The sequence below is a fragment of the Bradyrhizobium yuanmingense genome (assembly GCF_029167105.1).
GTDB classification, from domain to species: domain Bacteria; phylum Pseudomonadota; class Alphaproteobacteria; order Rhizobiales; family Xanthobacteraceae; genus Bradyrhizobium; species Bradyrhizobium yuanmingense_A.
This window is the reverse complement of sequence record NZ_JARFML010000010.1, coordinates 50,275-75,562: the sequence shown is the minus strand read 5'-3', so window position 1 is coordinate 75,562 and position 25,288 is coordinate 50,275. Positions and strand designations below refer to the sequence as shown.

Annotated in this window: 25 protein-coding genes and 1 riboswitch; of the genes, 10 read left to right on the top strand and 15 right to left on the bottom strand. The window is 64.8% G+C overall.

Annotation, left to right across the window (positions count from 1 at the left end):
- Nucleotides 1–119: 119 nt before the first annotated feature.
- Together P0R31_RS15150 and P0R31_RS15145 are read right to left on the bottom strand one after the other, a co-directional pair.
- Nucleotides 120–755 (bottom strand): hypothetical protein, encoded by a 636-nt coding sequence (locus P0R31_RS15150; protein WP_275514750.1) that lies wholly within the window; start codon nucleotides 753–755, stop codon nucleotides 120–122.
- A 196-nt stretch (nucleotides 756–951) separates the two neighbouring features.
- Nucleotides 952–1,815, bottom strand: coding sequence for a DUF1194 domain-containing protein (locus tag P0R31_RS15145; protein WP_275514749.1), 864 nt, complete (start codon nucleotides 1,813–1,815; stop codon nucleotides 952–954).
- A gap of 261 nt (nucleotides 1,816–2,076) precedes the next feature.
- Nucleotides 2,077–2,153: riboswitch (Fluoride riboswitch) on the top strand.
- A gap of 118 nt (nucleotides 2,154–2,271) precedes the next feature.
- On the opposite strand from P0R31_RS15145, the gene P0R31_RS15140 reads away from it, so the two are divergent.
- From P0R31_RS15140 to clpS, 3 genes are all read left to right on the top strand, one after another.
- Nucleotides 2,272–3,474, top strand: coding sequence for an MFS transporter (locus P0R31_RS15140; RefSeq protein WP_275514748.1), 1,203 nt, complete (start codon nucleotides 2,272–2,274; stop codon nucleotides 3,472–3,474).
- 28 nt (nucleotides 3,475–3,502) lie between these two features.
- A complete protein-coding gene (gene crcB / locus P0R31_RS15135; RefSeq protein ID WP_036004076.1) occupies nucleotides 3,503–3,886 on the top strand; it encodes a fluoride efflux transporter CrcB in 384 nt (127 codons plus the stop codon).
- A 141-nt stretch (nucleotides 3,887–4,027) separates the two neighbouring features.
- Nucleotides 4,028–4,333: an ATP-dependent Clp protease adapter ClpS gene (clpS, locus tag P0R31_RS15130; protein WP_036004073.1), complete on the top strand. Its 306-nt coding sequence runs from the start codon at nucleotides 4,028–4,030 to the stop codon at nucleotides 4,331–4,333.
- Nucleotides 4,334–4,375: 42 nt separating this feature from the next.
- Here the strand turns inward: clpS and P0R31_RS15125 are convergent, their stop codons facing one another.
- The 4 genes from P0R31_RS15125 to fabI all read right to left on the bottom strand — a co-directional run bounded on the left by P0R31_RS15125 (nucleotide 4,376) and on the right by fabI (nucleotide 8,364).
- The gene (locus P0R31_RS15125; protein ID WP_275514747.1) at nucleotides 4,376–5,566 is read right to left on the bottom strand and encodes an adenylate/guanylate cyclase domain-containing protein; all 1,191 of its coding nucleotides are present in this window, start codon (nucleotides 5,564–5,566) and stop codon (nucleotides 4,376–4,378) included.
- 100 nt (nucleotides 5,567–5,666) lie between these two features.
- Nucleotides 5,667–6,755 carry a chorismate synthase gene (aroC, locus tag P0R31_RS15120; RefSeq protein ID WP_275514746.1) on the bottom strand — a complete coding sequence of 363 codons (1,089 nt, stop codon included), beginning with the start codon at nucleotides 6,753–6,755 and terminating at the stop codon, nucleotides 5,667–5,669.
- 181 nt (nucleotides 6,756–6,936) lie between these two features.
- Nucleotides 6,937–7,536, bottom strand: coding sequence for a histidine phosphatase family protein (locus tag P0R31_RS15115; RefSeq protein ID WP_275514745.1), 600 nt, complete (start codon nucleotides 7,534–7,536; stop codon nucleotides 6,937–6,939).
- Nucleotides 7,537–7,548: 12 nt separating this feature from the next.
- The gene (gene fabI / locus P0R31_RS15110) at nucleotides 7,549–8,364 is read right to left on the bottom strand and encodes an enoyl-ACP reductase FabI (protein ID WP_275514744.1); all 816 of its coding nucleotides are present in this window, start codon (nucleotides 8,362–8,364) and stop codon (nucleotides 7,549–7,551) included.
- A 172-nt stretch (nucleotides 8,365–8,536) separates the two neighbouring features.
- Between fabI and P0R31_RS15105 the strand changes: the two genes are divergently transcribed.
- Nucleotides 8,537–9,025 carry an RNA polymerase sigma factor gene (locus tag P0R31_RS15105; RefSeq protein ID WP_157284797.1) on the top strand — a complete coding sequence of 163 codons (489 nt, stop codon included), beginning with the start codon at nucleotides 8,537–8,539 and terminating at the stop codon, nucleotides 9,023–9,025.
- Nucleotides 9,026–9,131: 106 nt separating this feature from the next.
- Nucleotides 9,132–9,902 carry an anti-sigma factor family protein gene (locus P0R31_RS15100; protein WP_275514743.1) on the top strand — a complete coding sequence of 257 codons (771 nt, stop codon included), beginning with the start codon at nucleotides 9,132–9,134 and terminating at the stop codon, nucleotides 9,900–9,902.
- A gap of 317 nt (nucleotides 9,903–10,219) precedes the next feature.
- Here the strand turns inward: P0R31_RS15100 and P0R31_RS15095 are convergent, their stop codons facing one another.
- Together P0R31_RS15095 and P0R31_RS15090 are read right to left on the bottom strand one after the other, a co-directional pair.
- Nucleotides 10,220–11,182 carry a J domain-containing protein gene (locus P0R31_RS15095; RefSeq protein ID WP_275514742.1) on the bottom strand — a complete coding sequence of 321 codons (963 nt, stop codon included), beginning with the start codon at nucleotides 11,180–11,182 and terminating at the stop codon, nucleotides 10,220–10,222.
- Between the two features lie 166 nt (nucleotides 11,183–11,348).
- Complete coding sequence (locus P0R31_RS15090) at nucleotides 11,349–11,756, bottom strand: RT0821/Lpp0805 family surface protein (RefSeq protein ID WP_193760407.1); 408 nt, start codon at nucleotides 11,754–11,756, stop codon at nucleotides 11,349–11,351.
- Between the two features lie 113 nt (nucleotides 11,757–11,869).
- On the opposite strand from P0R31_RS15090, the gene pdxH reads away from it, so the two are divergent.
- Nucleotides 11,870–12,511, top strand: coding sequence for a pyridoxamine 5'-phosphate oxidase (pdxH, locus tag P0R31_RS15085; RefSeq protein WP_036004041.1), 642 nt, complete (start codon nucleotides 11,870–11,872; stop codon nucleotides 12,509–12,511).
- A gap of 26 nt (nucleotides 12,512–12,537) precedes the next feature.
- Nucleotides 12,538–13,290, top strand: a complete 753-nt coding sequence (locus P0R31_RS15080; RefSeq protein WP_036004050.1) for an SDR family NAD(P)-dependent oxidoreductase — start codon at nucleotides 12,538–12,540, stop codon at nucleotides 13,288–13,290.
- Nucleotides 13,291–13,467: 177 nt separating this feature from the next.
- Here the strand turns inward: P0R31_RS15080 and P0R31_RS15075 are convergent, their stop codons facing one another.
- Both P0R31_RS15075 and P0R31_RS15070 read right to left on the bottom strand, forming a co-directional pair.
- Complete coding sequence (locus tag P0R31_RS15075; protein ID WP_035696491.1) at nucleotides 13,468–13,686, bottom strand: hypothetical protein; 219 nt, start codon at nucleotides 13,684–13,686, stop codon at nucleotides 13,468–13,470.
- A gap of 205 nt (nucleotides 13,687–13,891) precedes the next feature.
- Nucleotides 13,892–14,869, bottom strand: a complete 978-nt coding sequence (locus P0R31_RS15070; protein WP_275514741.1) for a magnesium transporter CorA family protein — start codon at nucleotides 14,867–14,869, stop codon at nucleotides 13,892–13,894.
- Between the two features lie 340 nt (nucleotides 14,870–15,209).
- Here P0R31_RS15070 and P0R31_RS15065 point away from each other — a divergent pair, with 340 nt between their 5' ends.
- Nucleotides 15,210–15,890 carry a L,D-transpeptidase gene (locus tag P0R31_RS15065; RefSeq protein WP_036031037.1) on the top strand — a complete coding sequence of 227 codons (681 nt, stop codon included), beginning with the start codon at nucleotides 15,210–15,212 and terminating at the stop codon, nucleotides 15,888–15,890.
- Nucleotides 15,891–15,926: 36 nt separating this feature from the next.
- On the opposite strand, the gene P0R31_RS15060 is transcribed toward P0R31_RS15065, so the two are convergent.
- Complete coding sequence (locus tag P0R31_RS15060; RefSeq protein ID WP_275514740.1) at nucleotides 15,927–17,009, bottom strand: extensin family protein; 1,083 nt, start codon at nucleotides 17,007–17,009, stop codon at nucleotides 15,927–15,929.
- A gap of 65 nt (nucleotides 17,010–17,074) precedes the next feature.
- Here P0R31_RS15060 and P0R31_RS15055 point away from each other — a divergent pair, with 65 nt between their 5' ends.
- Nucleotides 17,075–18,703, top strand: a complete 1,629-nt coding sequence (locus P0R31_RS15055; RefSeq protein WP_275514739.1) for a fatty-acid--CoA ligase — start codon at nucleotides 17,075–17,077, stop codon at nucleotides 18,701–18,703.
- A 203-nt stretch (nucleotides 18,704–18,906) separates the two neighbouring features.
- A complete protein-coding gene (locus P0R31_RS15050) occupies nucleotides 18,907–19,761 on the top strand; it encodes a DUF1499 domain-containing protein (RefSeq protein ID WP_275514738.1) in 855 nt (284 codons plus the stop codon).
- A 105-nt stretch (nucleotides 19,762–19,866) separates the two neighbouring features.
- Here the strand turns inward: P0R31_RS15050 and P0R31_RS15045 are convergent, their stop codons facing one another.
- The 4 genes from P0R31_RS15045 to P0R31_RS15030 all read right to left on the bottom strand — a co-directional run bounded on the left by P0R31_RS15045 (nucleotide 19,867) and on the right by P0R31_RS15030 (nucleotide 25,274).
- Nucleotides 19,867–20,784, bottom strand: coding sequence for an MBL fold metallo-hydrolase (locus P0R31_RS15045; RefSeq protein ID WP_275514737.1), 918 nt, complete (start codon nucleotides 20,782–20,784; stop codon nucleotides 19,867–19,869).
- A 134-nt stretch (nucleotides 20,785–20,918) separates the two neighbouring features.
- On the bottom strand, nucleotides 20,919–22,133 hold the full coding sequence (locus P0R31_RS15040; RefSeq protein WP_036004014.1) for an acyl-CoA dehydrogenase: 1,215 nt from the start codon (nucleotides 22,131–22,133) through the stop codon (nucleotides 20,919–20,921).
- A gap of 144 nt (nucleotides 22,134–22,277) precedes the next feature.
- Nucleotides 22,278–23,354, bottom strand: a complete 1,077-nt coding sequence (gene ribB, locus P0R31_RS15035; protein ID WP_275508744.1) for a 3,4-dihydroxy-2-butanone-4-phosphate synthase — start codon at nucleotides 23,352–23,354, stop codon at nucleotides 22,278–22,280.
- A gap of 189 nt (nucleotides 23,355–23,543) precedes the next feature.
- Entirely contained in the window at nucleotides 23,544–25,274 is a 1,731-nt protein-coding gene (locus P0R31_RS15030) for a cation:proton antiporter (RefSeq protein ID WP_275514736.1), read from the bottom strand.
- Nucleotides 25,275–25,288: the final 14 nt, after the last annotated feature.

Here is a 25,288-nt window from a genome sequence, read left to right as displayed (position 1 = left end):
ACGGGTGCTATTCGAATTGGAGAGCGCTATCTGGTGAACGAGAAGGGGCGCTGCAGGAGACACGCGGGCTTGACTCTCGCGATCCCACATTTGAACCCAACGGAACCGCGCCGTGAGCGCTATGCCGTCTTGTCGACGGACGACGACGAATCCGCCGGCGGATATTTCGTCACCGGCACCATGAAGGATTTGGTGCCCACCTGGTAGATGATCTTGCCGTTCTGCCCGTCGTCGGTCGCGATCTGCGTCTGCCCGAACATGATGACGTTCTTGTAGACGTAGCCGGTGCCCTGGCGCGTGATGCCGTCGGTGGTGACGCTGACCTGCGCTTCCTTGCCATTGACCGCAAGCACCTTGAAGCTCGCGCTCTTGCCGTTCTCGCTGGAATAGCCGCCCCAGCTTCCCATCAGGCGGCTGTCGGACGCCGGCGGGTCCTGCTTCTGGAGATTGGCGGTCTGCTTGCCGACGCCCCCGAACGAGAACAGCATCACCATGTTCTTGCCGTCCTTGGTGCCGACCGTGACGCCGCCGAAGGTGATGAGCGTGCCCTGAACCTCGCCGAAGCCGCGCTCGGTGCGTCCGTTGTGGGTGTACTCGACCTGCGCCCGGGCCCCGCGGATGTTGACGACCTTGAAGCCGACGGGCTGGTTGTTGCCCACCCAATTGCCCTTCCAGTCACCGAGCAGTGCGCTCTGGCGATACAGCCGCTCGTTGGCGGGCGAAATCTGGCTGGTGCTCGACGTGACGATGGCCATTGGATTGCTCGGACGGGCCTGACGAACCCGCTTCCGCTCGCTTTGGGCAGGTCAGGATGCCAGCGGGAACGAACATTAACGATGCGATTAGGGCCACGCACCCGTTAACGAGCCGTTAAGCGCGCGCGTCGGCCGGGCGGGCAAAAGGTCTCAGCCGGAACTGGCGGGCGTGATACCGCCGGAAAAAACCGCCCCCTCACCGTCCCCAGCGATCGGACCAGATCTTCTCGCCGATGAGGCAATTGACGCGCGGCTCCTTGTCGGCGACGCGCATCACCGGGCGCTCCGGCGTGCGGCCGGCGACTTCCATCAGCAGCTTGGTGCGGATCGCTTCCTTGAACTTGTCGCGCTCCTTGATCGTGATGACGAAGGACCCCGGCCCTCCGATGACGCAGTCCTCGTAATAAAGATCGAGATTGTCGATATCCATGGTCGAATAGGACGGCTCCTTGACCATGATCGGCAGGCCGTTGATGACGATGCCTTTCTCCAGCGCGGCGTCACGCGCCATCGTAACCGGGCCGCCATTGTTGTTCGGACCGTCGCCGGAAATGTCGATGACACGGCGCAGGCCGCGATAGGGATCCTCGTCGAACAGCGGCATCGCGAAGTTGATCGCGCCTGATATCGAAGTGCGCGAAGCGCGCCGGATCGGCGTCTTCATGATCTCGGCGGCAACCGCGTCCGCCGTCTCAGGACCATCGATCAGCCGCCACGGAATGATGATCTTCTGGTCGCTGGAGGCGGCCCACTCGAAATAGGTCACTGCGATGCGGCCGTTCGGGCCGAGCTTCAGGGCCTGCAGGAACTCCTTCGACTGGATCGCCTGTGCATAGCCCTCGCGCTGGATCGCGAGCTCGTCCATGTCCATCGAGTAGGACACGTCGACCGCGAGGATCAGCTCGACATCGACGCTCTGCGCGTCCTTGTCGGCCGCAAGCCGCTGCGGTTGAGTTCTGGGCGCTTCGAATTTGGGTCCTGGTGCCGCGATGCCCGCGACGTCCCCTCCGGCGAACATGCCGGCCACCAGCACAGCCCCGATCGAGAACAGCAAACGCATCGCAGTCTCCCGTCGTATGACGCGATGGTGACATGCAATCGGCTTGCCGCAAAGGCCGAAGATCGCTTGTGCTTCACATTCGAGTTAGGAATTCACACGTTACGCAAGTCTGCCGCCATGTTGCCGCGCTTGCGTCAGGAACAGGGGCGATCTCAAGAGCCGTCGTTCCGGGACTCGCGAAGCGAGGGCCCGGAATCCAGCTGCCGGCGGAGGCACGCGACCCCGCCCACTTGTCCGGCACGATTTCCATGCTAGGCTGGTCGCACAGATGGGGATGGAGTCCCCCGACAACCGCCCGGCGGTCTATGACCTCATGGGCTGATGACTCCTGCTCGAGGAGAGGCAATCTTAGGCCTCTGCCTTTGGCGGGAGCATGGACGTACCCGCCGATGGCGGGTTTTTTATTGCCTGCTGGCGGCCGTCAGGCGAATGCGAGGGGACGACGAAGACGTGACGATGACGACACCGAATGCCGTACGTACCACGCTGCCCAGAGGGATCTGGGTGCTCGGCTTTGTCTCGATGTTCATGGACATCTCCTCCGAGATGATCCACGCGCTGCTGCCGGTCTATCTCGTCACCGTGCTCGGCGCCTCCACCCTCACCGTCGGCTTCATCGAGGGCGTCGCCGAGGCGACCGCCTCGATCACCAAGATCTTCTCCGGTGCGCTGTCGGACTGGCTCGGCCGCCGCAAGCTGCTCGCTGCGCTCGGCTATGGGCTGGCCGCCATCACCAAGCCGCTGTTCCCGCTCGCGCCCAGCGTCGGATGGCTGGTGGCGGCGCGCTTCATCGATCGCGTCGGCAAGGGCATTCGCGGCGCGCCGCGCGATGCGCTGATCGCCGATATCGCCCCCGTCGGCCTGCGCGGCGCGAGCTTTGGCCTGCGGCAATCGCTCGACACGATCGGCGCGTTCGTCGGGCCGCTCGTGGCAATCGGCCTGATGTGGTGGACGGCAGACAATTTTACCCTCGTGTTCTGGGTGGCGGTGCTGCCGGCCTTCCTGTCCTTCGGGCTTATCGCGTTCGCGGTGAAGGAGCCGGAGCCCGATCCGACCCGGAAACGTGCGGAAAATCCGCTCAATCTCGCCGCAATGCGCCAGCTCGGAACGGTCTATTGGCGCGTCGTCGCCGTGGGCGTCGTGTTCACGCTCGCGCGCTTCAGCGAGGCCTTCCTAATCTTGCGCGCACAGAACATCGGGCTCGACGTGATGTGGGTGCCGGCTGTACTGGTGCTGATGAACGTCGCCTATGCACTGTCGGCCTATCCGGCCGGCGTGCTGTCGGACCGGATCAACCGGACCGGCCTGCTCGCGTTCGGCCTGGTCTTCCTCGCCGCGGCCGACCTCGCGCTGGCGCTGCTCCCGAGCCTTGCGGGCCTCGCGCTCGGAGTCGTGCTGTGGGGACTCCATATGGGACTGACGCAGGGCCTGCTCTCGGCCATGGTCGCCGATGCCGCCCCGCCAAGCCTGCGCGGCACCGCCTTCGGCTATTTCAACCTGTTCACCGGGCTTGCCTTGCTGGCTGCGAGCGTGATCGCGGGTGCGCTGTGGGACGCCTATGGACCGGCGGGAACGTTTCTTGCCGGGCTTGGATTCGCGCTGGTTTCGCTGGTGGGGCTGCTCGCCGTCGGCAAGGGTCTGGCCACGGAGGGCAAGTGAAGCAAATGGCGAAGTGGGGAACGAGACATTGAACATTCAATACATTCTCGCCGTCGCCGGCGGCGGAGCGCTCGGCGCGGTCATACGCTATCTCGTTGCGATCGGGTCGGGCCGCGCGTTCGGTACGGATTTTCCGTGGGGCACGCTGATCGTCAACGTCACCGGATCGTTCCTGATCGGCATTTTCACCGCGCTGTTCGCGACCAAATGGAACCTGCCGCAGGCCGCGCGGATCTTTCTGACGGTCGGAATTTGTGGCGGATACACGACGTTCTCGACGTTCTCGCTGGATGCCTGGTATCTGATCGAGCGCGGCCAGACCTGGGCATCCGCCGCCTACATGATTGCGTCGGTCGTGCTGTCGGTGGGCGCTCTGATCGCCGCGTTACAGCTCGTTCGCGCACTTCCGTAACTCGAGCAGGCGCAAGTCGTGCATTCCTGCCCAGCCGCGACGGCATAGTGGCGAGCGGCCGCATAGCTTGGAGCGCTCTCCGCTCCTGCGGTATGATGGGTCGGCTGGTGGCTCATCCGAGCCAGGGCGTTTCGGGACACGATGAACGACACCGTCACCAAACCGAAAACCAGGACCAGGACCAAGGTCGAGCGGCCGAAGCTCCACAAGGTCATCCTGATCAACGACGACTACACGCCGCGTGAATTCGTCACCATGGTGCTGAAGGCCGAATTCCGCATGACCGAGGATCAGGCCTACAAGGTGATGATCACCGCGCACAAGCTGGGCGCCTGCGTGGTAGCCGTATTCACCAAGGACGTCGCCGAAACCAAGGCAACGCGCGCCACCGACGCCGGCCGTGCCAAGGGCTATCCGCTGCTGTTCACGACAGAGCCGGAGGAATAGGCTTCATCCTGCGACGATGAATGACCTTCAGCTCAGTGCACATCACGCCATCACGACCGACGTCTCCTCCGCCAGCCCATACACGCGCTGCGCCTTGGAAAATCCTGCGATCGGAAACTCGCCGAGCTGGTGCCAATCATGGCGGCAGACATTGGCAAACCCCTCCGAGGCGACGACGGTCCGCCCCAGGCGCCCCGTGATCTTCTCCAGCCTTGCCGCGAGATTGACCGCCGGGCCGATGCAGGTGAAGTCGAGGCGGTTGCCGCCGCCGATGTTGCCGTAAAGGATGTTGCCGACATGCAGCGCGACGCCGAAACGGAAGCGCTCGACGACGTCGCCGACCGGAAAGGCCAGCGCCTCGACGCTGGCGCGCGACTCGCGCGCCGCCTCCAGCACGTGCGCGCAGACATGAGCGGCATCGCCGACATATTCGTCGATCGGGAACACGGCGAGCAGGCCGTCGCCCATGAACTTCAGCACCTCGCCGCCATGGTCTCGGATTGCCGTGACCTGGCAGTCGAAATAATGATTGAGGATCTGGACAACTGTCTCGGGCGGCAGCCGGTCCGACAGCGCGGTGAAGCCGCGCAGGTCCGACAACCAGATCGCCGCCTGCATGGTGTCGTTGTGGCCGCGGCGGATCTGGCCGCCGAGGATGCGCGCGCCGGCGCGGTTACCGACATAGGTGTCGAGCAGCATTTCGGCGGTGCGGCGCATAGTGATGATCTCGCTGATGCGCGCGAGCGGCGTCACGAGGGAGCGAATCGCCGCGATGTCGTCGTCGCTGAAGCCGCCGGGCTGCTGCGTGATCCAGCTCGTCGCGTGAATGGAGCCGTCGAGAAAGGGCACCGGCACCGCGATATAATCAGTCGCGCCTTCGGCGCGCATCTCGTCGAGGAACGGAAATCGCTTGCTGTCCGGATCGCTGGCGCGGCCTCTAACCTCGATGCCCTGCTCGAACACGACGCGAAGCGGGCTGCGGGCGAATTGGGGCGTCTCCAGAACCTCGAAATCGACGGCACCGATTTCGACTTCCTCGCCCTGCCGCCAGATGAAGTTGCGGCCGAAGACTTCGGGATGCAGCGTGCGGATGAAGATGCCGAAACGCGTCAGCGGCAGGCCGGCCGCGACCAGACGTTCGCAGAAATCCGCAATCCCTGCGGCCGGCTCCTGAGCCGCCCAAGTGCCGTCGATCAGCCAGTTGGAGATGCGCTGAAGCTCGGAGCTGTTCATGTCCGCATTTGCGGACGAAGTTGCGGGGCCGTCAAGCTGCGCGGAGAGCTAGTGCCGCGACGGCAAGTTCACCTCTCCCCGACGGGGCGAGGTGAAGCAACTAACGTCCCACCTGCCCGCGATCGCGCAGGAAGTGATCGGCCAGCACGCAAGCCATCATGGCCTCGCCGACGGGGACGGCACGGATGCCGACGCAGGGGTCATGGCGGCCCTTGGTGAAGATCTCGGTGTCGGTGCCTTGCCGATCGACGGTGAGACGCGGCTGCAGGATCGACGAGGTCGGCTTCACCGCGAAACGCACCACCACGGGCTGTCCGGTGGAGATGCCGCCCAGCACGCCGCCGGCGTGGTTGGAGAGGAAGCGCGTGCCGTCATTGCCGGAACGCATCTCGTCGGCGTTCTCCTCACCGGTCAGTTCTGCCGCACCAAAACCGGCGCCGATCTCGACGCCCTTCACCGCGTTGATGGTCATCATCGCGCCCGCCAGATCGGAATCGAGCTTGGCGTAGATCGGCGCACCAAGACCTGCCGGCACGCCTTCGGCGACGACCTCGATCACGGCGCCGATCGAGGAGCCGCTCTTGCGGATGCCGTCGAGATAGGTCTCGAAGAACGCGGCCTTGTCCTTGTCCGGGCAGAAGAACGGATTGTTGGCGACCTCGTCCCAGTCCCACTTGTCGCGATCGATCTTGTGCGGGCCGATCTGCACCAGGGCGCCCCGCACCTTGACGTCGGGCAGCACTTTCCGGGCGATGGCGCCGGCCGCAACGCGCATCGCGGTCTCGCGCGCCGAAGAGCGCCCGCCGCCGCGATAGTCGCGCAGGCCGTACTTCGCCTCATAGGTGAAGTCGGCGTGACCGGGACGAAACTTGTCTTTGATCTCGGAATAATCCTTCGAGCGCTGGTCGGTGTTCTCGATCAGAAGGCCGATCGGCGTGCCCGTCGTCACCTGAACGCCGGTCTCGGGATGGGCCAGCACGCCGGAGAGGATCTTCACCTGGTCCGGCTCCTGGCGCTGGGTGGTGAAGCGCGACTGGCCGGGACGGCGGCGGTCGAGATCCCGCTGGATGTCGGCCTCGGTGAGCGGGATCATCGGCGGGCAGCCGTCAACCACGCAGCCGATTGCCACCCCATGGCTCTCGCCGAAGGTGGTGACGCGGAACATGTGGCCGAAAGTGTTGAAGGACATTCGTCTCTGGCTCGTAAGTCAGTTCTGACTTGTGGTAGCGCCCGCTGGGCCGAGGGTCAAACCAGTTACTCCGTCATTCCGGGATGGTCCGCAGGACCAGACCCGGAACCTCAAGATTCTCAGGTGCGCAGGGCGCACCGGAGTTCGGTGCTGCGCACCGCCCGGAATGACGGTGAGGAGCCTAACTAAACTTCTCCAGCCGGCCGTCGCCGAACACGTAGACGGCGCCCTGCTCGATATAGAGCTCGGCAGCGCTGGCCGGTGTCTCCAGCCCCAGGGACACCATCAGGGCCCGGCAGGTCCCGCCATGGGCCACCGCGACGGTGTCGGTCCGGAGCTGGTCGTACCAGGCGCGCACGCGAGCCTGCACGTCGGCGTAGGTCTCCCCACCCGCAGGCCCCACCGTCCATTTGTCGGCGAGGCGCCTTGCATAGATGTCCGGATCCTTCGCCTCGCTCTCGGCCAGCGTCAGCCCCTCCCAGGTGCCGTAGCCGATCTCGCGCAGACGATCGTCGAGCGCGTAATCGGCAGGCGGCAATTCGAGCCTGCCACGCGCGAGCTCCATGGTCTGGCGCGCACGCCCGAGCGGGCTCGACACATAGGGCAGCGCCGCCTTGTCCTTCCCATCGCGCGCGAACAGATCGGCCAGAACTTCGGCAGCGTGCACGGCCTGGCTGCGGCCGCGCGCGTTCAGCGGAATGTCCCGGGTGCCCTGAAGCCTGCCGAGCGCATTCCACTCGGTCTCGCCGTGGCGAAGATAGTAGATCGTAGGCCTGGGCATTTCAGCTAGAGGCTAGTCTTTCCCGCCAAGCGAGATATCAGGCGCATCCGGCCGCTTCATGCCGAGCACGTGATAGCCGGAATCGACGTGGTGCACCTCACCGGTGACGCCGCGCGAGAGGTCGGAGAGGAAATACAGCGCGCTGCCGCCGACGTCTTCGGTGGAGACGTTGCGCCGCATCGGCGCGTTGGTCTCGTTCCACTTCAGGATATAGCGGAAGTCGCCGATGCCGGACGCCGCCAGCGTCTTGATGGGACCTGCCGAGATCGCGTTGACGCGAATGTTCTTCTCACCGAGATCGGCAGCGAGATAGCGCACGCTGGCTTCCAGCGCCGCCTTGGCCACGCCCATCACGTTGTAGTGCGGCATCCACTTCTCGGCGCCGTAATAGGAGAGCGTGATCAGCGAGCCGCCATCGGTCATCAGCTTCTCGGCGCGTTGCGCCACCGCCGTGAACGAATAGCAGGAGATCAGCATCGACTTCGAAAAATTCTCCTGCGTGGTGTCGACGTAGCGACCATCGAGCTGCTCGCCATAGGCGATCGCATGCACCAGGAAGTCGATCTTGCCCCATTTCTCCTTCAGCACCGCGAAGGCGGCATCGATGGTCTCGGCATCGGTGACGTCGCAATGGCCGAGCACGAGGCCGCCGATCTCGGCGGCGAGCGGCTCGACGCGCTTCTTCAGCGCATCGCCCTGATAGGTGAAGGCGAGCTCGGCGCCCGCGGCGTGGCATGCCTTGGCGATGCCCCAGGCGATCGAGCGGTTGTTGGCGACGCCGAGGATGACCCCGCGCTTGCCTTGCATCAGACCCGAATTCTGCGCCATTTTTGCACGTCCCGTCGAACTCTCGTTGAGGTCTGGAGGTACACCAGCCCTCCCCCGCGGTACAGCCCTAATCCGCAGCATTAACGCTGTTTCGAGTGCCGGAATAGCCGCTCCGCTTGGGTGTTATGATCGCTATAGGCGCGCGCCGAACGCCAGTGATGTCAGGACCGCAATGAGTGCGTTTCGCCAGAGTGTTGAAGCCATGATCCCGGCGTTGCGCCGCTACGCCCGCGCGCTCACACGCGATGCGGATGCGGCCGACGATCTGGTCCAGGATACGTTGGTACGCGCGCTGCGTTCGGAGCGGCTGTTTCTCGGAGGCGACGTCAGGAGCTGGCTCTATACGATCCTGACCAACCTCAATAAGAATCGGCGGCGCTCGTTGGCAAGGCGACCGCAATTCATGCCGCTGACGGATAACAACCCCGATGCCAGCGGGACCGAGGCCGAAGGACGTGACATCGAGAAGGCGCTGACCACCCTCGTCGAGGAGCAACGTTCGGTGCTGCTGCTGGTGATGCTGGAAGGCATGAGCTACCGCGAGGTTGCCGACATCCAGGGCGTGCCGATCGGCACCGTGATGTCGCGCCTGGCGCGCGCAAGAGCCCACGTCAAAGCCTCGCTGGAGGGCGAGCGTACGGCGCTCAGGCGGGTGAAATGATGGCCGGGTCGATGCATCGAACGATGTCCGCCCGCAGCCGGACGGTGAGCTGCGCGAAGCTAACTCGCAGAAGATATTTTGGGCCGCAGAGCCAGAGACGACCGAGATGAACGACCGCAACATCCCAGTGACCGAGGACGAATTGCACGCCTATGTCGACGGCGAGCTGCCGGCCGAGCGACGCGCCGACGTCGAGGCGTTTCTTGCCGCCCACCCCGAGGACGCCGAGCGGGTGCAATCCTGGCGGACCATGGCCGAGATGCTGCACGCCCGTTACGATTCGGTCGCCCATGAGCCGGTGCCCGCACGGCTCGAGCTCGAGCGGCTGGAGCGCCGCCCGCGGCAATGGCTCTATGGCGCCGCCGCGGCCGTGCTGGTTGCCTTCGTCGCCGGCGGCACCGCCGGCTGGGTGGCGCATGGCGCCGCCAGCGCGCCCTCGACCTTCCGTAGCTTTACTGCGGACGCGCTCGATGCCCACCGCCTCTATGTCGTGGAGGTCCGCCACCCCGTGGAGGTCGGCGGCAATGAGCGCGATCACTTGCAGGCCTGGCTGACCCGGCGCTGCGGCTGGACCGTGTTCGCGCCGAACCTGGAGGCGAGCGGGCTGAAGCTGGTCGGCGGCCGGCTTCTGCCGGGACCGAACGGTCCGGCGTCGTTCCTGATGTACGAGAGCGTTTCGGGCGAACGGTACACGATCTACAGCGCCAAGACCGAGAATGGTGCAACGCAAATGCGCTACGCCAAGACGGACAAGGACGGCGCGTTGTTCTGGGCCGAGCGCGGCGTCGGCTACGTCGTCAGTGGCAGCAGCGATCGCGAGCGGCTGACCAAGGTGGCGCAGGCCGTCTACGACCAAGCAGAGAAGAACGGCACCTAGACAACCGCACAAGCGCAGTGCCCAGATTCCGTCATCGAAAATTTGGAATCAGGACATCGACACGTCTCATTATCGCACCGGGTGCTCACGCGATTATGAGTGGCGTTCGATCCGCCGATCGACGCGGGCGGCCTCGATTGGGGTTTTTGGTACCGCGCTGGTCCCCCTCTCGAGGCCGCACCTTTTTATCGGCTGCCCCGCCGGACAGCCGACACGTCGAAACCATGAAGCGCTTCCACGCCTCAGGCGTATGATGTGCATCATCTCCAGGACGATGCCGTGGTCCTTTAGGAGAACCCCTTCAGTTCGCTCTCGCCCTAACCGACACCGCTACGTGGATTGTAGGGGTGTTGGTCCCGCCACTTCTCCATCAATGCTTCAAGCTCGGCGTCGTTCCCGTCCGGTAGCATAATCCTGATGATGACGAAGAGATCCCCGGTTCCGCCGGCTTTCGGCAGGCCCTTGCCCTTGAGGCGGAAGGTCCGGCCGCTGGACGTGTTCTTGGGGACGGAGAGCTCCACGGCATTGCCGAGGGTCGGCACGCGGACCTTGCCGCCGAGCACCGCCTCATAGAGCGTGACCGGCAGGTCGATCCTGAGGTCTGCGCCTTCGACCTTGAAGAACGGGTGCGGTGCAATGTTGATGGTGATCAGGAGATCGCCGGGCGGATGGCCCTGCGCGCTTTCTCCCTGCCCCCGCAGCCTGATCTGCTGGCCCTCGGTGACCCCGGCCGGGATCTTGACGTTGAGTTCTTTGCCCGTGGGCAGCCGGACACGCTTCTCGCCGCCGTTGACCGCCTCTTCCAGAGAGACGCTCATGGCGACGTTGACGTCGAGATCGAGCCCGATGCCACCGGTGTCGAACTCGAACTGGGCGCCGCCGCCGGCTCCGGGCCGCGCGCCACGCATCCCGCCGCCGAACATGCTGTTGAGGATGTCCTCGAACGCGCCGCCGCCCGGGCCGCCCGCACCGCCGCTTCGGAACGTATAGCTTTCGAACCCGCCAGGGCCCGCGCGGCCGCGAGGACCGCCGCCGCCCGGAAAACCTTGGAAGCGCGGCTTGCCCTCTGCGTCGATCTCGCCGCGGTCAAACTGCTTGCGCTTGTCCTCGTCGCCGAGGATCTCGTTGGCCGAGTTGATCTCGGCGAAGCGTTCGGCAGCCTTCGGATCACCCTTGTTGCTGTCCGGATGGTGCTTCTTGGCCAGCTTGCGATAGGCGCTCTTGATCGCGGCAGCGCTGGCGCTCCGCGGCACCCCCAAGACCTCATAGGGGTCGCGCATTCGTCACGTCTCCTTCAAGAAATCGAATTGTTCAAAGGGCTCCCCGCCCCACCTGCCGGTGATGTGGGAAGAGAGTGGCATTTTTGCAACTAGGAACGCGAACTGACGCTCTATCTTTGGAGCACGGTCTGATCGGAAAACCGGTTCCCACGTTTCCGGATCATGCTCAGCTCCGCCACGGCTTTAGCGTATGAATCTCCCAACGGCCACGGCCGCTTTGGCAGCCGGCGCCCTGGAGCCAGCTTTCGGTATTGCCGTTGACGTAGCTCGCCAGGAAGTCGCGGCATTTGCGCCCGTCCTCGGCGGCGTAGGACTGGGCGATGGGCGTCACCGAGCCGCGCGCCCCGGTCTCCGGATTCTCCCAATGCTGGCTGGAATCCTTGTCGCCCTTGCTGAGGACGTCGGAGGCGGCGTTGCGGGTGAAGGCGAGATCGGTCTCGGTCGGGGGAGCGTCCTTCGCCGGCCGCGCGATCGAGCCAGTGAGGTCGCTGTCCTCGGCCTTGGCATAGGCGCCGCCGTCGTTGCGGGAAAAGCTGCAGCCGCCGGCACCAAGCCCGATCAGAATCATCGTCATGACGAAGCCGGACGGCCGGATCGCCGATAGGCCAACGCGTCCCCATGCCCTATATAGGGCGGTAGCGGACAACAGCGCGTTTTGGGCCGCGGGACGCAACTCGGACTCCGGACATGACCGACACGACCTCGATGAAACACCAGACACCCTTAACATCCGGTGATTTCACCGCCGCCGACGAGCCATTTGCGTTGTTCGAGGCCTGGCTGAACGAAGCGGTCAAGAGCGAGCCGAACGATCCGAACGCCATGGCGCTCGCAACGGTCGATCCCGACGGGCTGCCGGATGTGCGCATGGTGCTGATGAAGGGCTTCGATACCGAGGGTTTCGTCTTCTACAGCCACATCGCCAGCCAGAAGGGTCGCGAACTCGCCGCAAATCCTAAGGCAGCGTTACTTTTTCACTGGAAGTCGCTGCGCCGTCAGGTCCGCATCCGCGGCAACGTGACGCCGGTGACCGACGCGGAGGCCGACGCCTATTTCGCGACGCGACCGAAGCAGGCCCAGATCGGTGCCTGGGCGAGCAAGCAATCGCAAGAGCTGGAGAGCCGCTTCGCGTTCGAGCAGGCCATCGCCAAGGTCGCGGCCAAATACGTCATCGGCGAAGTGCCGCGGCCGCCGGGCTGGAGCGGCTGGCGCATCACGCCGGTGCGGATCGAGTTCTGGCACGACCGCCCGTTCCGCCTGCACGACCGCATCGAATTTCGCCGTGACGCCGCCGGCCAACCGTGGTCCAAAACGCGGATGTATCCGTAAGCTCTGGGCCGACCTGAAAGATGTCCATGCCGCATTCGTCCAATGCGCCGCGCCGTACGCTGCTCCTGACCGGAGCCAGCCGCGGCATCGGCCACGCCACCGTGATCCGCTTCTCCTCGGCCGGCTGGCGCGTCATCACCTGCTCGCGACATCCTTTCCCCGAGGACTGCCCCTGGGACGCAGGCCCGGAGGACCACATCCAGGTCGACCTCGGCGATCCCAAGGACACCGCGCGCGCGATCTCGGAGATCCGCAACCGGCTCGAGGGCGGCACGTTGCATGCGCTGGTCAACAACGCCGCGATCTCGCCAAAGGGCGCCGGCGGCTCGCGGTTGGGTTCGGTCGACACCGACCTCGATACCTGGACCCACGTCTTCCATGTCAACTTTTTCGCGCCGATCATGATGGCGCGGGGGCTGATCGAGGAATTGAAGGCCGCCAAGGGGTCGGTCGTGAACGTCACCTCGATCGCGGGCTCGCGCGTGCACCCCTTCGCAGGCGCGGCCTACGCCACCTCGAAGGCCGCGCTCGCCGCGCTGACGCGCGAGATGGCCTCCGACTTCGGCCGCATCGGCGTGCGTGTCAACGCGATCGCCCCGGGCGAGATCGACACCTCGATCCTGTCGCCGGGCACCGAGAAGATCGTCGAGCAGCAGATCCCGATGCACCGCCTCGGCACGCCCGACGAAGTGGCAAAGATCATCTACGTGCTGTGCACGGACACCAGCTCCTACGTCAACGGCGCCGAGATCCACATCAACGGCGGCCAGCACGTGTAGGCGGGCACTGTCATTGCGAGCGAAAGCGAAGCAATCCAGACTGCCTCCGCAGAGACAGTCTGGATTGCTTCGTCGCTTCGCTCCTCGCAATGACGGAAGTGGAAATGGCCGCTCAGGGAAGCAAGGCGATCCAGACAACGCCGCCGCAAGGCCTGGATCGCCCTTACCTTCCGTTCCTCAATCGAGTCGAATCCGACGTGACCGCTCGCGCGGCCGCGGAGCGGCCGTGCTGAATGCAGTCGAGCAGTCGTCGTCGTTCTCACCATCGAGCAGCGGAGCACCACAGTGCCGGCACATGCGTGCCGACATCGACGGCGCCTTGCCGCTCGCCAGGACCTGACGGTAGTTCGCCAGATCGATGACGTTGCGGGGCGACGTTATGTGTTTCTCAACCATGGCTGTTCCTCGCGGCTACGCCCTGGTTATCGCAGACAAGTTTCGCGCAAACGTTCAGCCCACCGCTCAAATTTTACCGGAGGAATTGCGGCGTGACACACACATCACCGCGTCGCCGCAATGCCGATCTATTCTGCGACACGATTGATCGTGTCTGTGCGAGCGACGTAAGGTCTCGGTAGGTATCTTTGCTCGCGCACGATTCCTACAGCCACTTCTTCCACTTGAAGATCCAGTATGGGACGATGGCGGCGATCAGCATCAGCACCAGCGCCATCGGGTAGCCGTGCACCCATTCGAGTTCCGGCATCACCTTGAAGTTCATGCCGTAGATCGAGGCGATCAGGGTCGGCGGCATCAGGACAACGGCCATGACCGAAAACAGCTTGATGATGTTGTTCTGCTCGAGATTGACGACGCCGAGCATGGCGTCGAGCACGAAGGTGATCTTGCTGGAGAGATAGGAGGCGTGATCGGTCAGCGAGGCGACGTCGCGCTGCATGGTCTTGAGCTGCTCGCGCATGTCCTTCGACCACTTCACGCCCTCGACCACGGCGGACAGGAACGTCACGACGCGGCCGATCGACACCAGGCTCTCGCGAACCTTCGAGGTCAAGTCGCCCTTGCGGCCGATCGAGATCAGAATCTGGGAATATCGCTTGGCGTGGCCGTGGCGCTCGCTCTCCGGCTCGAAGATCTCGTGGGAGACCTGGTCGATCTCGGCGCCGCAGCGCTCCAGAATGTCGGCGCAGCGGTCGATCACGGCGTCCAGGAGCTCCATCAGCACCATCTCGCCGGTGATCGAGGGCGTGCAGTAGCGGGCGAGCTTGGCCTCGACCAGCGCAAAGGGCTTGGGCAGGTCGTAGCGGACCGTTACCAGGCGGTGGTCGCCGAGGATGAAGGTCACCGCCGTGGTCCGGGGCATGTCGGTATCGGAGTGGCACATCAGCGTCGCGGTCATGTAGCGCGCGCCGTTCTCCATATAGAGGCGACTGGAGATCTCGATCTCCTGCATGTCTTCCCGGGTCGGGATGGCGATGCCCGCCAGCCGCTCGACCGCCTTGTCCTCGGCAGCCGAGGGGTTGACGAGGTCGATCCAGACTGCGTTCTCCGGCAGCGCTGTGAGATCCTCGACAACCGCCTTCTTGAGGGAGGTCTCGGAGGGAACGAACACCGAAAACATCAAAAGCTCCAGAGATCCTGCGACAGAACGACAGCCCTTAGCGCGATTCTGACAGGTTCACGATGACAACAACATTAACAGAGCGTTTGCATCTGCGGCGGCCCTGGGGCTCAACTGTGGCGCCGGAGGAACAGTCTGGCGCGTCTTACCAAAAAAACCCGCACGACACCCCCAAATTTGCGGCAGAAAAGCCACAGCTACGGTCTCACAGCCCTGGAAAACGGCTTCAGCGCTGGAATTGTGGCAGATTTCAACGATAATGAGACTTAACGGAGTCGAGGAACACGAGCGCTACGCTCAGGTCGCTTCCGCACGGTATTGTTTTGATTGGAACCAAACCATGTCGTCGCTGAAAATTATGTTTGGGATTTTGGCCGCCGGCCTGATGCTGTCGGGCTGCATGCAAGCCACCACGCGTTACGAGGCGACGGACACCAAGGCGTTCAAGCCTAAGGACAAAGAACTCCTTGCCAAGGTGAAATACGAGAATACCGCGGTCGCAGAACCGTTCCGCCGCGCCATTGTCGAATTCCACCGCAAGGAAGCGCCGGGCTCGATCGTGGTCGATTCCGACAACCATTACCTCTATTACGTGCTGGAGGGCGGCAAAGCGATCCGCTACGGCATCACTGTCGGCGAAGAGGCCATGGCCTGGTCGGGCATCGCCAAGGTGGCCAGCAAGACCGAGTGGCCGGCCTGGCACCCCACCCCCGGCGAAATCTCGCGCCTCGGCGTGCCGACCTATGTCGCACCCGGACCGGACAATCCGATGGGCTCCCGCGCGCTGTACCTCCATTCTGGGGGCAAGGACACGCTGTTCCGCATCCACGGCACCAACCAGCCGGAATATATCGGCGCCTCGATCTCGTCTGGCTGCATCCGGCTGACCAATGAGGACGCGATCGATCTCTATGATCGCGTCAAGCTCGGCACCCTCGTCGTGGTGCTCGAGCCCAAGCACGGCGATTCCCCCTACAAGCCGCGCCTCGCGCTCCAGGGCGGTTCCAGCTCACCCTACTGAGCAGGCCTTGCCCGAGCCTTTTCAAAGGCGCCGGTTTCACCGGCGCTTTTTTGTTGCCGGCTCGCGTGATCTGGCTTTGTTGCGATCGGCCGCCGGCTTGTCCGCAGGCGCAGGAGGCGCCTCCGCCCCACCGTCGTCGGCGCCCTCCTTTGCCTCGGGCTTGGCTGCGACCTCGGGCGGAGGTGCCTCCTCAGGACGTTCCGCCGGCAGCAGCGGTGCGACCTGAGGCAGCGGATCCCACACGTTCCATTGGCAAATCCGGTAGTCGTTGCGCCGCTGCGCGAGATCGAGATGGATGTGGTCCTCGTGGTACCAGTCCGAACCCGGGCCGAGCACGGTGGAAAAGCGAGTGCAGACCGAGTGCAGCACGCGCTCGCGCACCTCGCGCGAGGCGGTGCGGTCGGTCAGGCCGATCGACTGCCCATTGGCGAGCTTGACGGCGCGGATGTCGATGGCATTGGCCTTGCCGTGCTCGGACAGCATCGCGCCGGCCACGCGGTTGCGGCCGCGGCACTCGAAGCTGTCGAAATTGTCGAGCTCGCTGACGGCGGAGCCGAGGCTGGTCGCCAGCGGCGCCATGTCCTTGCGCATCCAATCGGCGAGCGCGGACGCCATGGTGCAGCGGAGGATCGCCGCCGGCTTGACCGTCACCTTGCGCTTGTCCGGCAACACGATGGCCTCCAGCCGCACCAGATCCTCGCCGCCGCAGGCACCGGGACCGCGGATATCCGGAATGGACGGCGCGATCGCGATCTCCTCGGTCAGCGCCAGCCGGCAGGCCGAGGCCTGCTTCTCGGGCGGCGGCGCGGCCTCGGCGGGCTTGTCCGCGCCTGGCTTGTCGGGGGACGGCTTGCCGTCTGCCTGCGCCGCCCCCTCATCCGACGCTTTGGGGGCCTCCTCGGGACGCGGCTTCGGCAGCGGAATCCTGGCGGCGCGAACGGTTGCGCGGGGCTTCGGTGCTCCAAGGTTGAAGATATCGAGCGGCGCATGATATTTCCGCGCCTCTGCCCTTTCGGCGAGCAGCAACAGCCCCGCCGCAGCGGTAACCATTGCCGCCCCGGCGGACATATAGCCGCGACAAGACCATTTGCGACGAAAGTCCGGCAGGCTAAAACTCATGGCAATTCTTTGGCCCAACGCTGAGAGCGATAACGCGCCCAGCGACTTCTCGGAGGAACGTCGGAATGCTTGGTTTGATGCAAGATTGGCCCCTGCTCTGCCACCGGATCATCGAACACGCCGCCAGGATTCATGGCAAGCAGGAGGTGGTCACACGCTCGGTCGAGGGACCGATCCATCGCACCAACTACGCCGAGATCCACAGGCGCGCGCTCAAGGTCTCGCAGATGCTGGAGCGCGACGGCATCAAGCTCGGCGATCGTGTCGCAACGATCGCCTGGAACACCTGGCGCCATCTGGAGGTCTGGTACGGCATCATGGGGATCGGCGCGATCTGCCATACCGTCAATCCCCGCCTTTTCCCCGAACAGATCGCCTGGATCATCAATCATGCGCAGGATCGCGTCGTGATGACCGATCTCACCTTCATTCCGATCCTGGAGAAGATCGCGGACAAGCTGCCCAGCGTGGAGCGCTACATCGTGCTCACCGACAAGGCTCACATGCCGGAGACCACGCTGAAGAACGCGGTCGCCTACGAGGACTGGATTGCGCAGGCCGACGGCAAATTCAAATGGAAGGACTTTGACGAGAACACGGCGGCGGCGATGTGCTACACCTCCGGCACGACCGGCGATCCCAAGGGTGTGCTGTATTCGCATCGCTCCAACGTGCTGCACGCGCTGATGGCCAACAACGTCGACGCGCTCGGCACCAGTGCGTCCGAGACAATGCTGCCGGTGGTTCCGCTGTTCCATGCCAACAGCTGGGGCATCGCCTTCTCCGCGCCCTCGCAGGGCACCAAGCTGGTGATGCCGGGCGCCAAGCTCGACGGCGCCTCGGTCTACGAACTGCTCTCGACCGAGAAGGTGACGCACACCGCCGGCGTGCCGACGGTGTGGCTGATGCTGCTCCAGCACATGACCGCCAACAATCTCAAACTGCCGGATCTGAAGATGGTGATCTGCGGCGGCTCGGCAATGCCGCGCTCGATGATCAAGGCCTTCCTCGACATGGGTTCGAACGTCCGCCACGCCTGGGGCATGACCGAGATGAGCCCGATCGGCAGCGTCGCGGCGCTGAAGCCGCCGTTCCAGAATGCGACCGGCGATGCCAGGCTCGACGTGCTGCAGATGCAGGGTTATGCGCCGTTCGCCGTGCAGATGAAGATCACCGACGATGCCGGCAAGGAGCTGCCCTGGGACGGCAAGACCTTCGGCCGCCTCAAGGTCTCCGGGCCCGCCGTCGCCAAGGCCTATTACCGCGTCGATAGCAACATCCTCGACGAGGATGGCTTCTTCGACACCGGCGACGTCTCGACCATCGACGAGGACGGCTATATGCGGATCACCGACCGCTCCAAGGACGTGATCAAGTCCGGCGGCGAGTGGATCTCCTCGATTGACCTCGAAAACCTCGCGGTCGGCCACCCCGCCGTGGCGGAAGCCGCCGTGATCGGCGTGTTCCACCCCAAATGGGACGAGCGGCCGCTGCTGATCGTGCAGCTCAAGCAGGGCCAGCAGGCCACGCGCGAGGACATCCTCAAGTTCATGGAGGGCAAGATCGCCAAATGGTGGATGCCCGACGACGTCGCTTTCGTCGACGGCATTCCGCACACCGCGACCGGCAAGATCCTGAAGACGGCGCTGCGCGACCAGTTTAGGGATTACCGGTTCCCGAACGCGGCGGCGTAAGGCTCGGACACGGCGTCATTCGGGGGCGATGCCAACGGCATCGAACCCGGAGTCTCGAGATTCCGGGTTCGCCCTTCGGGCGCCCCGGAATGGCGGGCCAGTAACAGTCCGGTCTCCCTTGAATTTGCTCCTCGGCCGTGGTCTCAACGGCGCATCGTCGCGCCAGATCGGCCGGCATCGCCAACCCCGGCAGAGCTCACCCGATGGCCCGCAGGTTTTCCGCTCCCTACCAGTCGGAGCCCGTGTCCAGCCTCGCGAGCTGGGCGCGCAATCTGGCCGTGTTCGCGGTTCTGGCGGTGGTGGTGTCGATCATCGTCGTCCGTTTCGATTTCCTGGAGCCCAAGCCGGCGCTGGCGACGTTCATCGGCGGGCTCGCGATCGCCGGCCTCTCGATCCTGTTCGGGCTCGCCGGCTTTGCCGCAATCTGGCAGAACGGCTCGCGCGGCATGGCGCGCATCCTGCTCGCCTTCCTGATCGACGGGGCGATCCTCGCCTATCCCGCCTATCTGGCCTTTCAATATCGCAAGCTGCCGTCGATCTACGACATCACCACCGATCCGATCGATCCGCCGCGCTTCGATGCGCTGGCGCGCCTGCGCACCGGCGAGGGCACCAACACCGCGGTCTATGCCGGCCTCTATTCGGCGGAGCAGCAGCGCCATTTCTATCCCGAGATCGAGCCCGTCGAGCTCGAGATCTCGGCCGACCGCGCCTATGCGATCGCGCTTCAGCTCGTCCACAAGCGCAAATGGATCGTGATCGACGAGCGCGCACCGCAGCCGCCGCGCCGCATCGGCCGCATCGAGGCGGTGGCGCGCACGCCGATCATGGGTTTCCGCGAGGACGTTTCGATCAGGGTCGTGCCGGATGGCGATGATTCCCGCGTCGATATCCGCTCTGCGTCGCGCAATTTCGACAGCGACCTCGGCAGCAACGCCGCACGCGTCAAGACATTCATCGACGACCTCAACACCGCCGCCGACGCCGATGCACTCAAGCCGGTGAAGAAGACGCCGGTGACGCCGCCCAAGCCGCCGGCGAAGACGGTGAAGAAGTGACGCGATAGAGCGTCATTCCGGGGCGCGCATTAGCGCGAGCCCGGGATCTCGCGCCGCAACCTCTGGATTCCGGGGTCGCGCTGACGCGCGCCCCGGAATGACGACTTAAGCCATCCGATAGGTCCCGCCGATCACGGGATCGCCATCCGTCGCCACCACGCCGCGGGCGACCAGATCTTCCAAATGCGCCAGCACGGAATAGCCGGCAGCTGTCGTCAGGCGCGGATCGATACCGATATAGATCGCGCGGACCATGGTCGGGATGTCGGTCTCGCCCTTGGCGAGGCGGTGCAGGATCGAGGCCTCGCGTGCCTTGCGGTGGCGGATCAGGAAGCGCACGAAGCGCTGGCCCTCGGGAATCTCGGGGCCATGGCCAGAGAAATAGAGATCCTCCTCGCGGGCGGCGAGCCGGTCGAGCGAGTCCATGTAGTCGATCATCGAGCCGTCCGGCGGCGCCACGATCGAGGTCGACCAGCCCATCACGTGATCGCCGACGAAGTTGAACTTCCGCTCCGGCCAGGCGAATGCCAGATGGTTGGCCGTGTGGCCGGGCGTCGCGATGGCCTCGAGCCGCCAGCCGTCGCCTTCCACGACGTCGCCGTGCGCGAGATTGACGTCCGGGGCAAAATCGCGGTCGGCGCCGGATTCCGGATTGTGCTTCTCGCTCTCGAATCGCGGCCGCGAGGCGCGATGCGGGCCTTCGGCATAGACCGGCGCAGCCGTCGCCTGCTTGATCCGCGCGGTGTTCGGCGAATGGTCGCGATGGGTGTGGGTGACGAAGATGTGCGTCACGGTCTCGCCGCGCACGGCATCGAGCAGCGCCGCCGCATGCGCCGCATCGTCTGGACCGGGATCGATGATCGCGACATTGCCTTTGCCGACGATGTAGCTGACCGTGCCCGTGAAGGTGAACGGGCTCGGATTGTTGCAGAGCACGCGCCGCACGCCGGGGCGGACCTCCTCGACGATGCCGGGCTTCAGCGGAAAGTTGCGGTTGAACGGGACGTCGTCGTTGTCGGACATGGCTTCTTCTTTGTTCTTTGACGTCATTCCGGGGTGGCCCGTCAGGGCCACCCGGAATCTCGATTGAACAGGAATAATGCGGCCCGAGATTCCGGGTTCGCGCTTCGCGCGCCCCGGAATGACGGAGAACCAAATCAGAAGAACGCCTGAATGCCCGTGATCGCGCGGCCCAGGATCAGGGCGTGGACGTCGTGGGTGCCCTCGTAGGTGTTGACCGTCTCGAGGTTATGGACGTGGCGCATGACGTGATACTCGATCGAGATGCCGTTGCCGCCGTGCATGTCGCGGGCGGTGCGCGCGATGTCGAGGGCCTTGCCGCAATTGTTGCGCTTCATGATCGAGATCATCTCGGGCGCGAACTTGCCCTCGTCCATCAGGCGGCCGACGCGAAGCGAGCCCTGCAGGCCGAGGGCGATCTCGGTTTCCATGTCGGCGAGCTTCTTCTGCACCAGCTGGGTCGCGGCGAGCGGCTTGCCGAACTGCTTGCGATCGAGCGTGTATTGACGGGCGCGGTGCATGCAGTCCTCGGCGGCGCCAAGCGCACCCCAGGAGATGCCGTAGCGGGCGCGGTTGAGGCAGCCGAACGGGCCCTTGAGGCCGGAGACGTTGGGCAGCAGGGCGTCCTCCGGGACCACGACGCCGTCCATCACGACCTCACCGGTGATGGAGGCGCGCAGCGAGAGCTTGCCGCCGATCTTCGGCGCGGACAGGCCCTTCATGCCCTTCTCCAGCACGAAGCCGCGGATCTGGTTGTCGTGCGCGGCCGACTTGGCCCAGACCACGAAGACGTCGGCGATCGGCGCGTTCGAGATCCACATCTTGCTGCCGGTGAGGCGATAGCCGTCCGACACCTTCTCGGCACGGGTCTTCATCCCGGCCGGATCGGAGCCGGCGTCGGGCTCGGTCAGGCCGAAACAGCCGACCCACTCGCCGCTGGCGAGCTTGGGCAGGTACTTCTTGCGCTGGTTCTCGTCGCCATAGGCGTAGATCGGGTACATCACCAGCGAGGACTGCACCGAGTTCATCGAGCGATAGCCGGAATCGACCCGCTCGATCTCGCGGGCGACGAGGCCATAGGCGACGTAGCTCGCATTGGCGCAGCCATATTCTTCCGGCAGCGTGATGCCGATTAGGCCGAGCTCGCCCATCTCGTTGAAGATCTCGCGATCGGTCTTCTCTTCGAGATAGGCCTTGGAGACGCGCGGCAGCAGCTTGTCCTGCGCATAGGCGCGGGCGGTGTCGCGCACCATGCGCTCGTCTTCGGTGAGCTGCTCGTCGAGCAGGAACGGATCGTCCCACTGGAAAGAAGCCGCAGCCGGCTTGTCCTTGGCCTGAGGGCGCACGCTCATGAAACGTCCTTTCGCGTCTGGTTCCGTCGATAATTGCCCGACAAAGTAAAGCGCCGCGGCAACAAGTTCAATTGCATCCTGGCTTCGGTCGTTCCGGGGTGGCACGAAGCGTGGCGCTTTCAGAGCCGTCCCGGAATGACGATGTCAGCTTTCGAGCTGCTCGTTGGCGACGATCTCGATGCCGAAGCCCGACAGACCTTTGTAGTCGTGCACCGACGAGGTGAGATGCCGGATCGAAGTCACGCCGAGGTCGCGCAGGATCTGCGCGCCGACGCCGACCTCGCGCCACTGGCGGTTGCGGTCGGCCTCCGTCGACGTCTCGTCCGGCAGCGGCGAAACGGGCACGCCGGCGGCGCCGTCGCGCAGGTAGACCAGCACGCCGCGGCCGGTCTTCTTGAAATGCTCGAGCACGGCGGCCATGCGCTTGTGGCCGGTGAAGGTGTCCTTGACGATGTTCGGCTTGTGGAAGCGCGTCAGCACGTTCTTGCCGTCGCCGACCCCGTTATAGACGAAGGCGACGTGAGCGATGGAATCGAACGGCGAGCGGTAGGCGTAGCCCTGCAAGGGACCGATCGGGCTGTCGGTGACGAAGGTCGAGACCCGCTCGATCAGCTTCTCGCGCGCCTGGCGGTAGGCGATCATGTCCGCGATGGTGACGTGCTTGAGTTTGTGCCTCGCCGCGAATTGCGCGACCTGCTCGCCCTTCATCACGCTGCCGTCGTCGTTCATGAGTTCGCTGATGACGCCGACCGGCGGCAGGCCGGACAGCTTGCAGAGGTCGACCGCGGCCTCGGTGTGGCCGGAGCGCAGCAGCACGCCGCCGTCCTTGGCGATCAGCGGAAAGATGTGGCCGGGCCGGGCGAAGTCGTTGGCGCCGACATTGGGATTGGCGAGCGCGCGGCAGCACGAGGCGCGCTCCTCGGCGGAGATGCCGGTGCCGCCGTCGGGCTTGTAGTCGATCGAGACCGTGAACGCGGTGGTGTGCGCGGAATCGTTGTGGGCGACCATCGGATCGAGCCGCAGCCTGCGCGCGTCCTCGGTCGTCACGGGCGCGCAGACGATGCCGGAGGTATGGCGGATGATGAAGGCCATCTTCTCGGCGGTGCAGAGCGAGGCGGCGACGATCAGATCGCCCTCGCCCTCGCGGTCCTCGTCGTCGGTGACGACCACGAGCTCACCCCGGGCAAAGGCCTGCAAGACTTCCTGAACGCTATCGGGCATTTCCCAATCTCTATCGGTTATGGCCGGGAGGCTTAGCCGGACTTGGGTCGGGGCGCTAGTCTCCCCAGCGCAACCACATATGCCCGAGGGCGGGCCTGCCGATGGGGTTTCAGGCTTGCACCGGGCATACCAGCGATATAGGCGCAGATTGCCCGCAAGGAAGGCTGCAAGGAAGGCGGCCCTACGCCGTCAGGGCAGCACCTCGCGGCGCTCGCCGAGGCGCTGATCGAGCTCGGCGCGCTTGTCCGCGAGCAGGCCGGCCTGGGCGGCTTCGATCACGGTAAACAGCTCATGTGCATCGCTGAGCCGGGTCACGGTGACGTAGCTGGCGCCGGCCTCGTAGAGCGCGCCGACGTCGGCCAACAGGTCGGCCGTGGCGACGATCAGGGCGGTCGGATTGAGCGCGCGGACGTGACGGACCAGCTTCTCGTTGGTGGCGCCCTTCAGCAGCGAGTCCGGCACGCTGAGGATGATCATCTCGGACTTGCCGACGCCGGCATGGAGCAGCGTGTCGGCGCTGCTGATGTCGCCATAGATCACGTGCAGACCACGTGAAAGCAGGGTCTGGTACACATTGGGGTTGAAATCGACCACGGTGATCTGCTCCAGCAGCACCGGTGCCTGCCGTTCGATCTCGGCCAAAAGCGCGCTCGCCGCACGGAAAAAGCCGAGGATGACGATGCGGCGGGCCTCGCCATGGCCGCCCCCGTGGCCCTCCTCGGCATGGCCGTTGCCATGGTCGAGATCGCGCAGGCCGATCCGCTTCAAGGGGCCGATCGCCCAGCGGGTGATCTCGTCGCTGCGGGTCATCACGAAGGTCGAGAGCACCGCCAGCACCACGAAGGCGAACGAAGCCGCATTCGCTGTCTCCGCTGCGATGTGGCGGTCGGTGACCCCGGTCTGGATCACCACCAGCGAGAATTCCGAGATCTGCGCGAGATTCAGGGCCGGCAACAGGCTCGCGCGCAGCCCCTGCTTCATCAGGTAGAGGGGCGTAAAGGTGGTGACGAGGCGGCTCACGACCGTGAAGGCCGCGATCATCAGCGCGAGCCAGATCACGGAGAGCCCGGGTATGGGAATGGTCATGCCGAGCGAGACGAAGAACAGCGTGATGAAGAAGTCGCGGAGCGTGGTGACCTTGGCGGTGACGTCGAGCGCATAGGGGAAGGTCGAGAGCGAGACGCCGGCGATCAGCGCACCCATCTCGCGCGACAGCGACAGTTGATACGCGGTCTCCGCGACCAGGAAGCACCAGGCCAGCGCGCCGAGCAGGATCAGTTCCGGACGGCGGGCGATCTGGTGGAACACGCGCGGCAGCACATAGCGGCTGACCAGCAGCGCGGCGGCGACCAGCACCGCGACGCGGCCGATCGAAAGCAGGATGACGCTGACCTCCAGATTGGCGAGACTCGGCTGCACCGCCAGGAACAGGATGGCGAAAATGTCCTGGAGCACCAGCACGCCGAGCGTGATGCGGCCCGGCAGCGTGTCGAGCTCGCGTTTCTCGTAGAGCACCTTGACGATGATGACCGTGCTCGAAAGCGCACAGGCGACGCAGAGATAGACCGCATCGAAATGCCCGCCGCCGAGCGACAGGCCGATTCCGACGAAGAACAGAACCCCGAGCAGACAGCCGCCGAGCAGCTGGCTGCCCGCCGCGAACAGGATCACCCGCCCGGCGCGCACGATCTTCTTCAGGTCGATCTCGAGCCCGATCATGAACAGCATGAAGATCAGGCCAAGCTCGGAGATGACGCTGATCGATTCCTGCGAATGGACCCAGCCGGCGCCGAATGGACCTATGCAGAAGCCGGCGATAAGGTAGGCCAGGATCAGCGGTTGCCGGGAGAAATGGGCGAGCAGGCCCAGCATCCAGGCAAACAGAATAGAGAGAGTGATGTCGCGAATGAGCTCGTGCATGCCAAATTGGTCCG

What these genes read in the sequence shown, in the direction of transcription:
- P0R31_RS15150 (WP_275514750.1), bottom strand. Translation starts at nt 755, where the DNA reads ATGGCCATCGTCACGTCGAGCACCAGCCAGATTTCGCCCGCCAACGAG.
- P0R31_RS15145 (WP_275514749.1), bottom strand. Translation starts at nt 1,815, where the DNA reads ATGCGTTTGCTGTTCTCGATCGGGGCTGTGCTGGTGGCCGGCATGTTC.
- P0R31_RS15140 (WP_275514748.1), top strand. Translation starts at nt 2,272, where the DNA reads ATGACGACACCGAATGCCGTACGTACCACGCTGCCCAGAGGGATCTGG.
- clpS (WP_036004073.1), top strand. Translation starts at nt 4,028, where the DNA reads ATGAACGACACCGTCACCAAACCGAAAACCAGGACCAGGACCAAGGTC.
- P0R31_RS15125 (WP_275514747.1), bottom strand. Translation starts at nt 5,566, where the DNA reads ATGAACAGCTCCGAGCTTCAGCGCATCTCCAACTGGCTGATCGACGGC.
- aroC (WP_275514746.1), bottom strand. Translation starts at nt 6,755, where the DNA reads ATGTCCTTCAACACTTTCGGCCACATGTTCCGCGTCACCACCTTCGGC.
- P0R31_RS15115 (WP_275514745.1), bottom strand. Translation starts at nt 7,536, where the DNA reads ATGCCCAGGCCTACGATCTACTATCTTCGCCACGGCGAGACCGAGTGG.
- fabI (WP_275514744.1), bottom strand. Translation starts at nt 8,364, where the DNA reads ATGGCGCAGAATTCGGGTCTGATGCAAGGCAAGCGCGGGGTCATCCTC.
- P0R31_RS15105 (WP_157284797.1), top strand. Translation starts at nt 8,537, where the DNA reads ATGAGTGCGTTTCGCCAGAGTGTTGAAGCCATGATCCCGGCGTTGCGC.
- P0R31_RS15100 (WP_275514743.1), top strand. Translation starts at nt 9,132, where the DNA reads ATGAACGACCGCAACATCCCAGTGACCGAGGACGAATTGCACGCCTAT.
- P0R31_RS15095 (WP_275514742.1), bottom strand. Translation starts at nt 11,182, where the DNA reads ATGCGCGACCCCTATGAGGTCTTGGGGGTGCCGCGGAGCGCCAGCGCT.
- P0R31_RS15090 (WP_193760407.1), bottom strand. Translation starts at nt 11,756, where the DNA reads ATGACGATGATTCTGATCGGGCTTGGTGCCGGCGGCTGCAGCTTTTCC.
- pdxH (WP_036004041.1), top strand. Translation starts at nt 11,870, where the DNA reads ATGACCGACACGACCTCGATGAAACACCAGACACCCTTAACATCCGGT.
- P0R31_RS15080 (WP_036004050.1), top strand. Translation starts at nt 12,538, where the DNA reads ATGCCGCATTCGTCCAATGCGCCGCGCCGTACGCTGCTCCTGACCGGA.
- P0R31_RS15075 (WP_035696491.1), bottom strand. Translation starts at nt 13,686, where the DNA reads ATGGTTGAGAAACACATAACGTCGCCCCGCAACGTCATCGATCTGGCG.
- P0R31_RS15070 (WP_275514741.1), bottom strand. Translation starts at nt 14,869, where the DNA reads ATGTTTTCGGTGTTCGTTCCCTCCGAGACCTCCCTCAAGAAGGCGGTT.
- P0R31_RS15065 (WP_036031037.1), top strand. Translation starts at nt 15,210, where the DNA reads ATGTCGTCGCTGAAAATTATGTTTGGGATTTTGGCCGCCGGCCTGATG.
- P0R31_RS15060 (WP_275514740.1), bottom strand. Translation starts at nt 17,009, where the DNA reads ATGAGTTTTAGCCTGCCGGACTTTCGTCGCAAATGGTCTTGTCGCGGC.
- P0R31_RS15055 (WP_275514739.1), top strand. Translation starts at nt 17,075, where the DNA reads ATGCTTGGTTTGATGCAAGATTGGCCCCTGCTCTGCCACCGGATCATC.
- P0R31_RS15050 (WP_275514738.1), top strand. Translation starts at nt 18,907, where the DNA reads ATGGCCCGCAGGTTTTCCGCTCCCTACCAGTCGGAGCCCGTGTCCAGC.
- P0R31_RS15045 (WP_275514737.1), bottom strand. Translation starts at nt 20,784, where the DNA reads ATGTCCGACAACGACGACGTCCCGTTCAACCGCAACTTTCCGCTGAAG.
- P0R31_RS15040 (WP_036004014.1), bottom strand. Translation starts at nt 22,133, where the DNA reads ATGAGCGTGCGCCCTCAGGCCAAGGACAAGCCGGCTGCGGCTTCTTTC.
- ribB (WP_275508744.1), bottom strand. Translation starts at nt 23,354, where the DNA reads ATGCCCGATAGCGTTCAGGAAGTCTTGCAGGCCTTTGCCCGGGGTGAG.
- P0R31_RS15030 (WP_275514736.1), bottom strand. Translation starts at nt 25,274, where the DNA reads ATGCACGAGCTCATTCGCGACATCACTCTCTCTATTCTGTTTGCCTGG.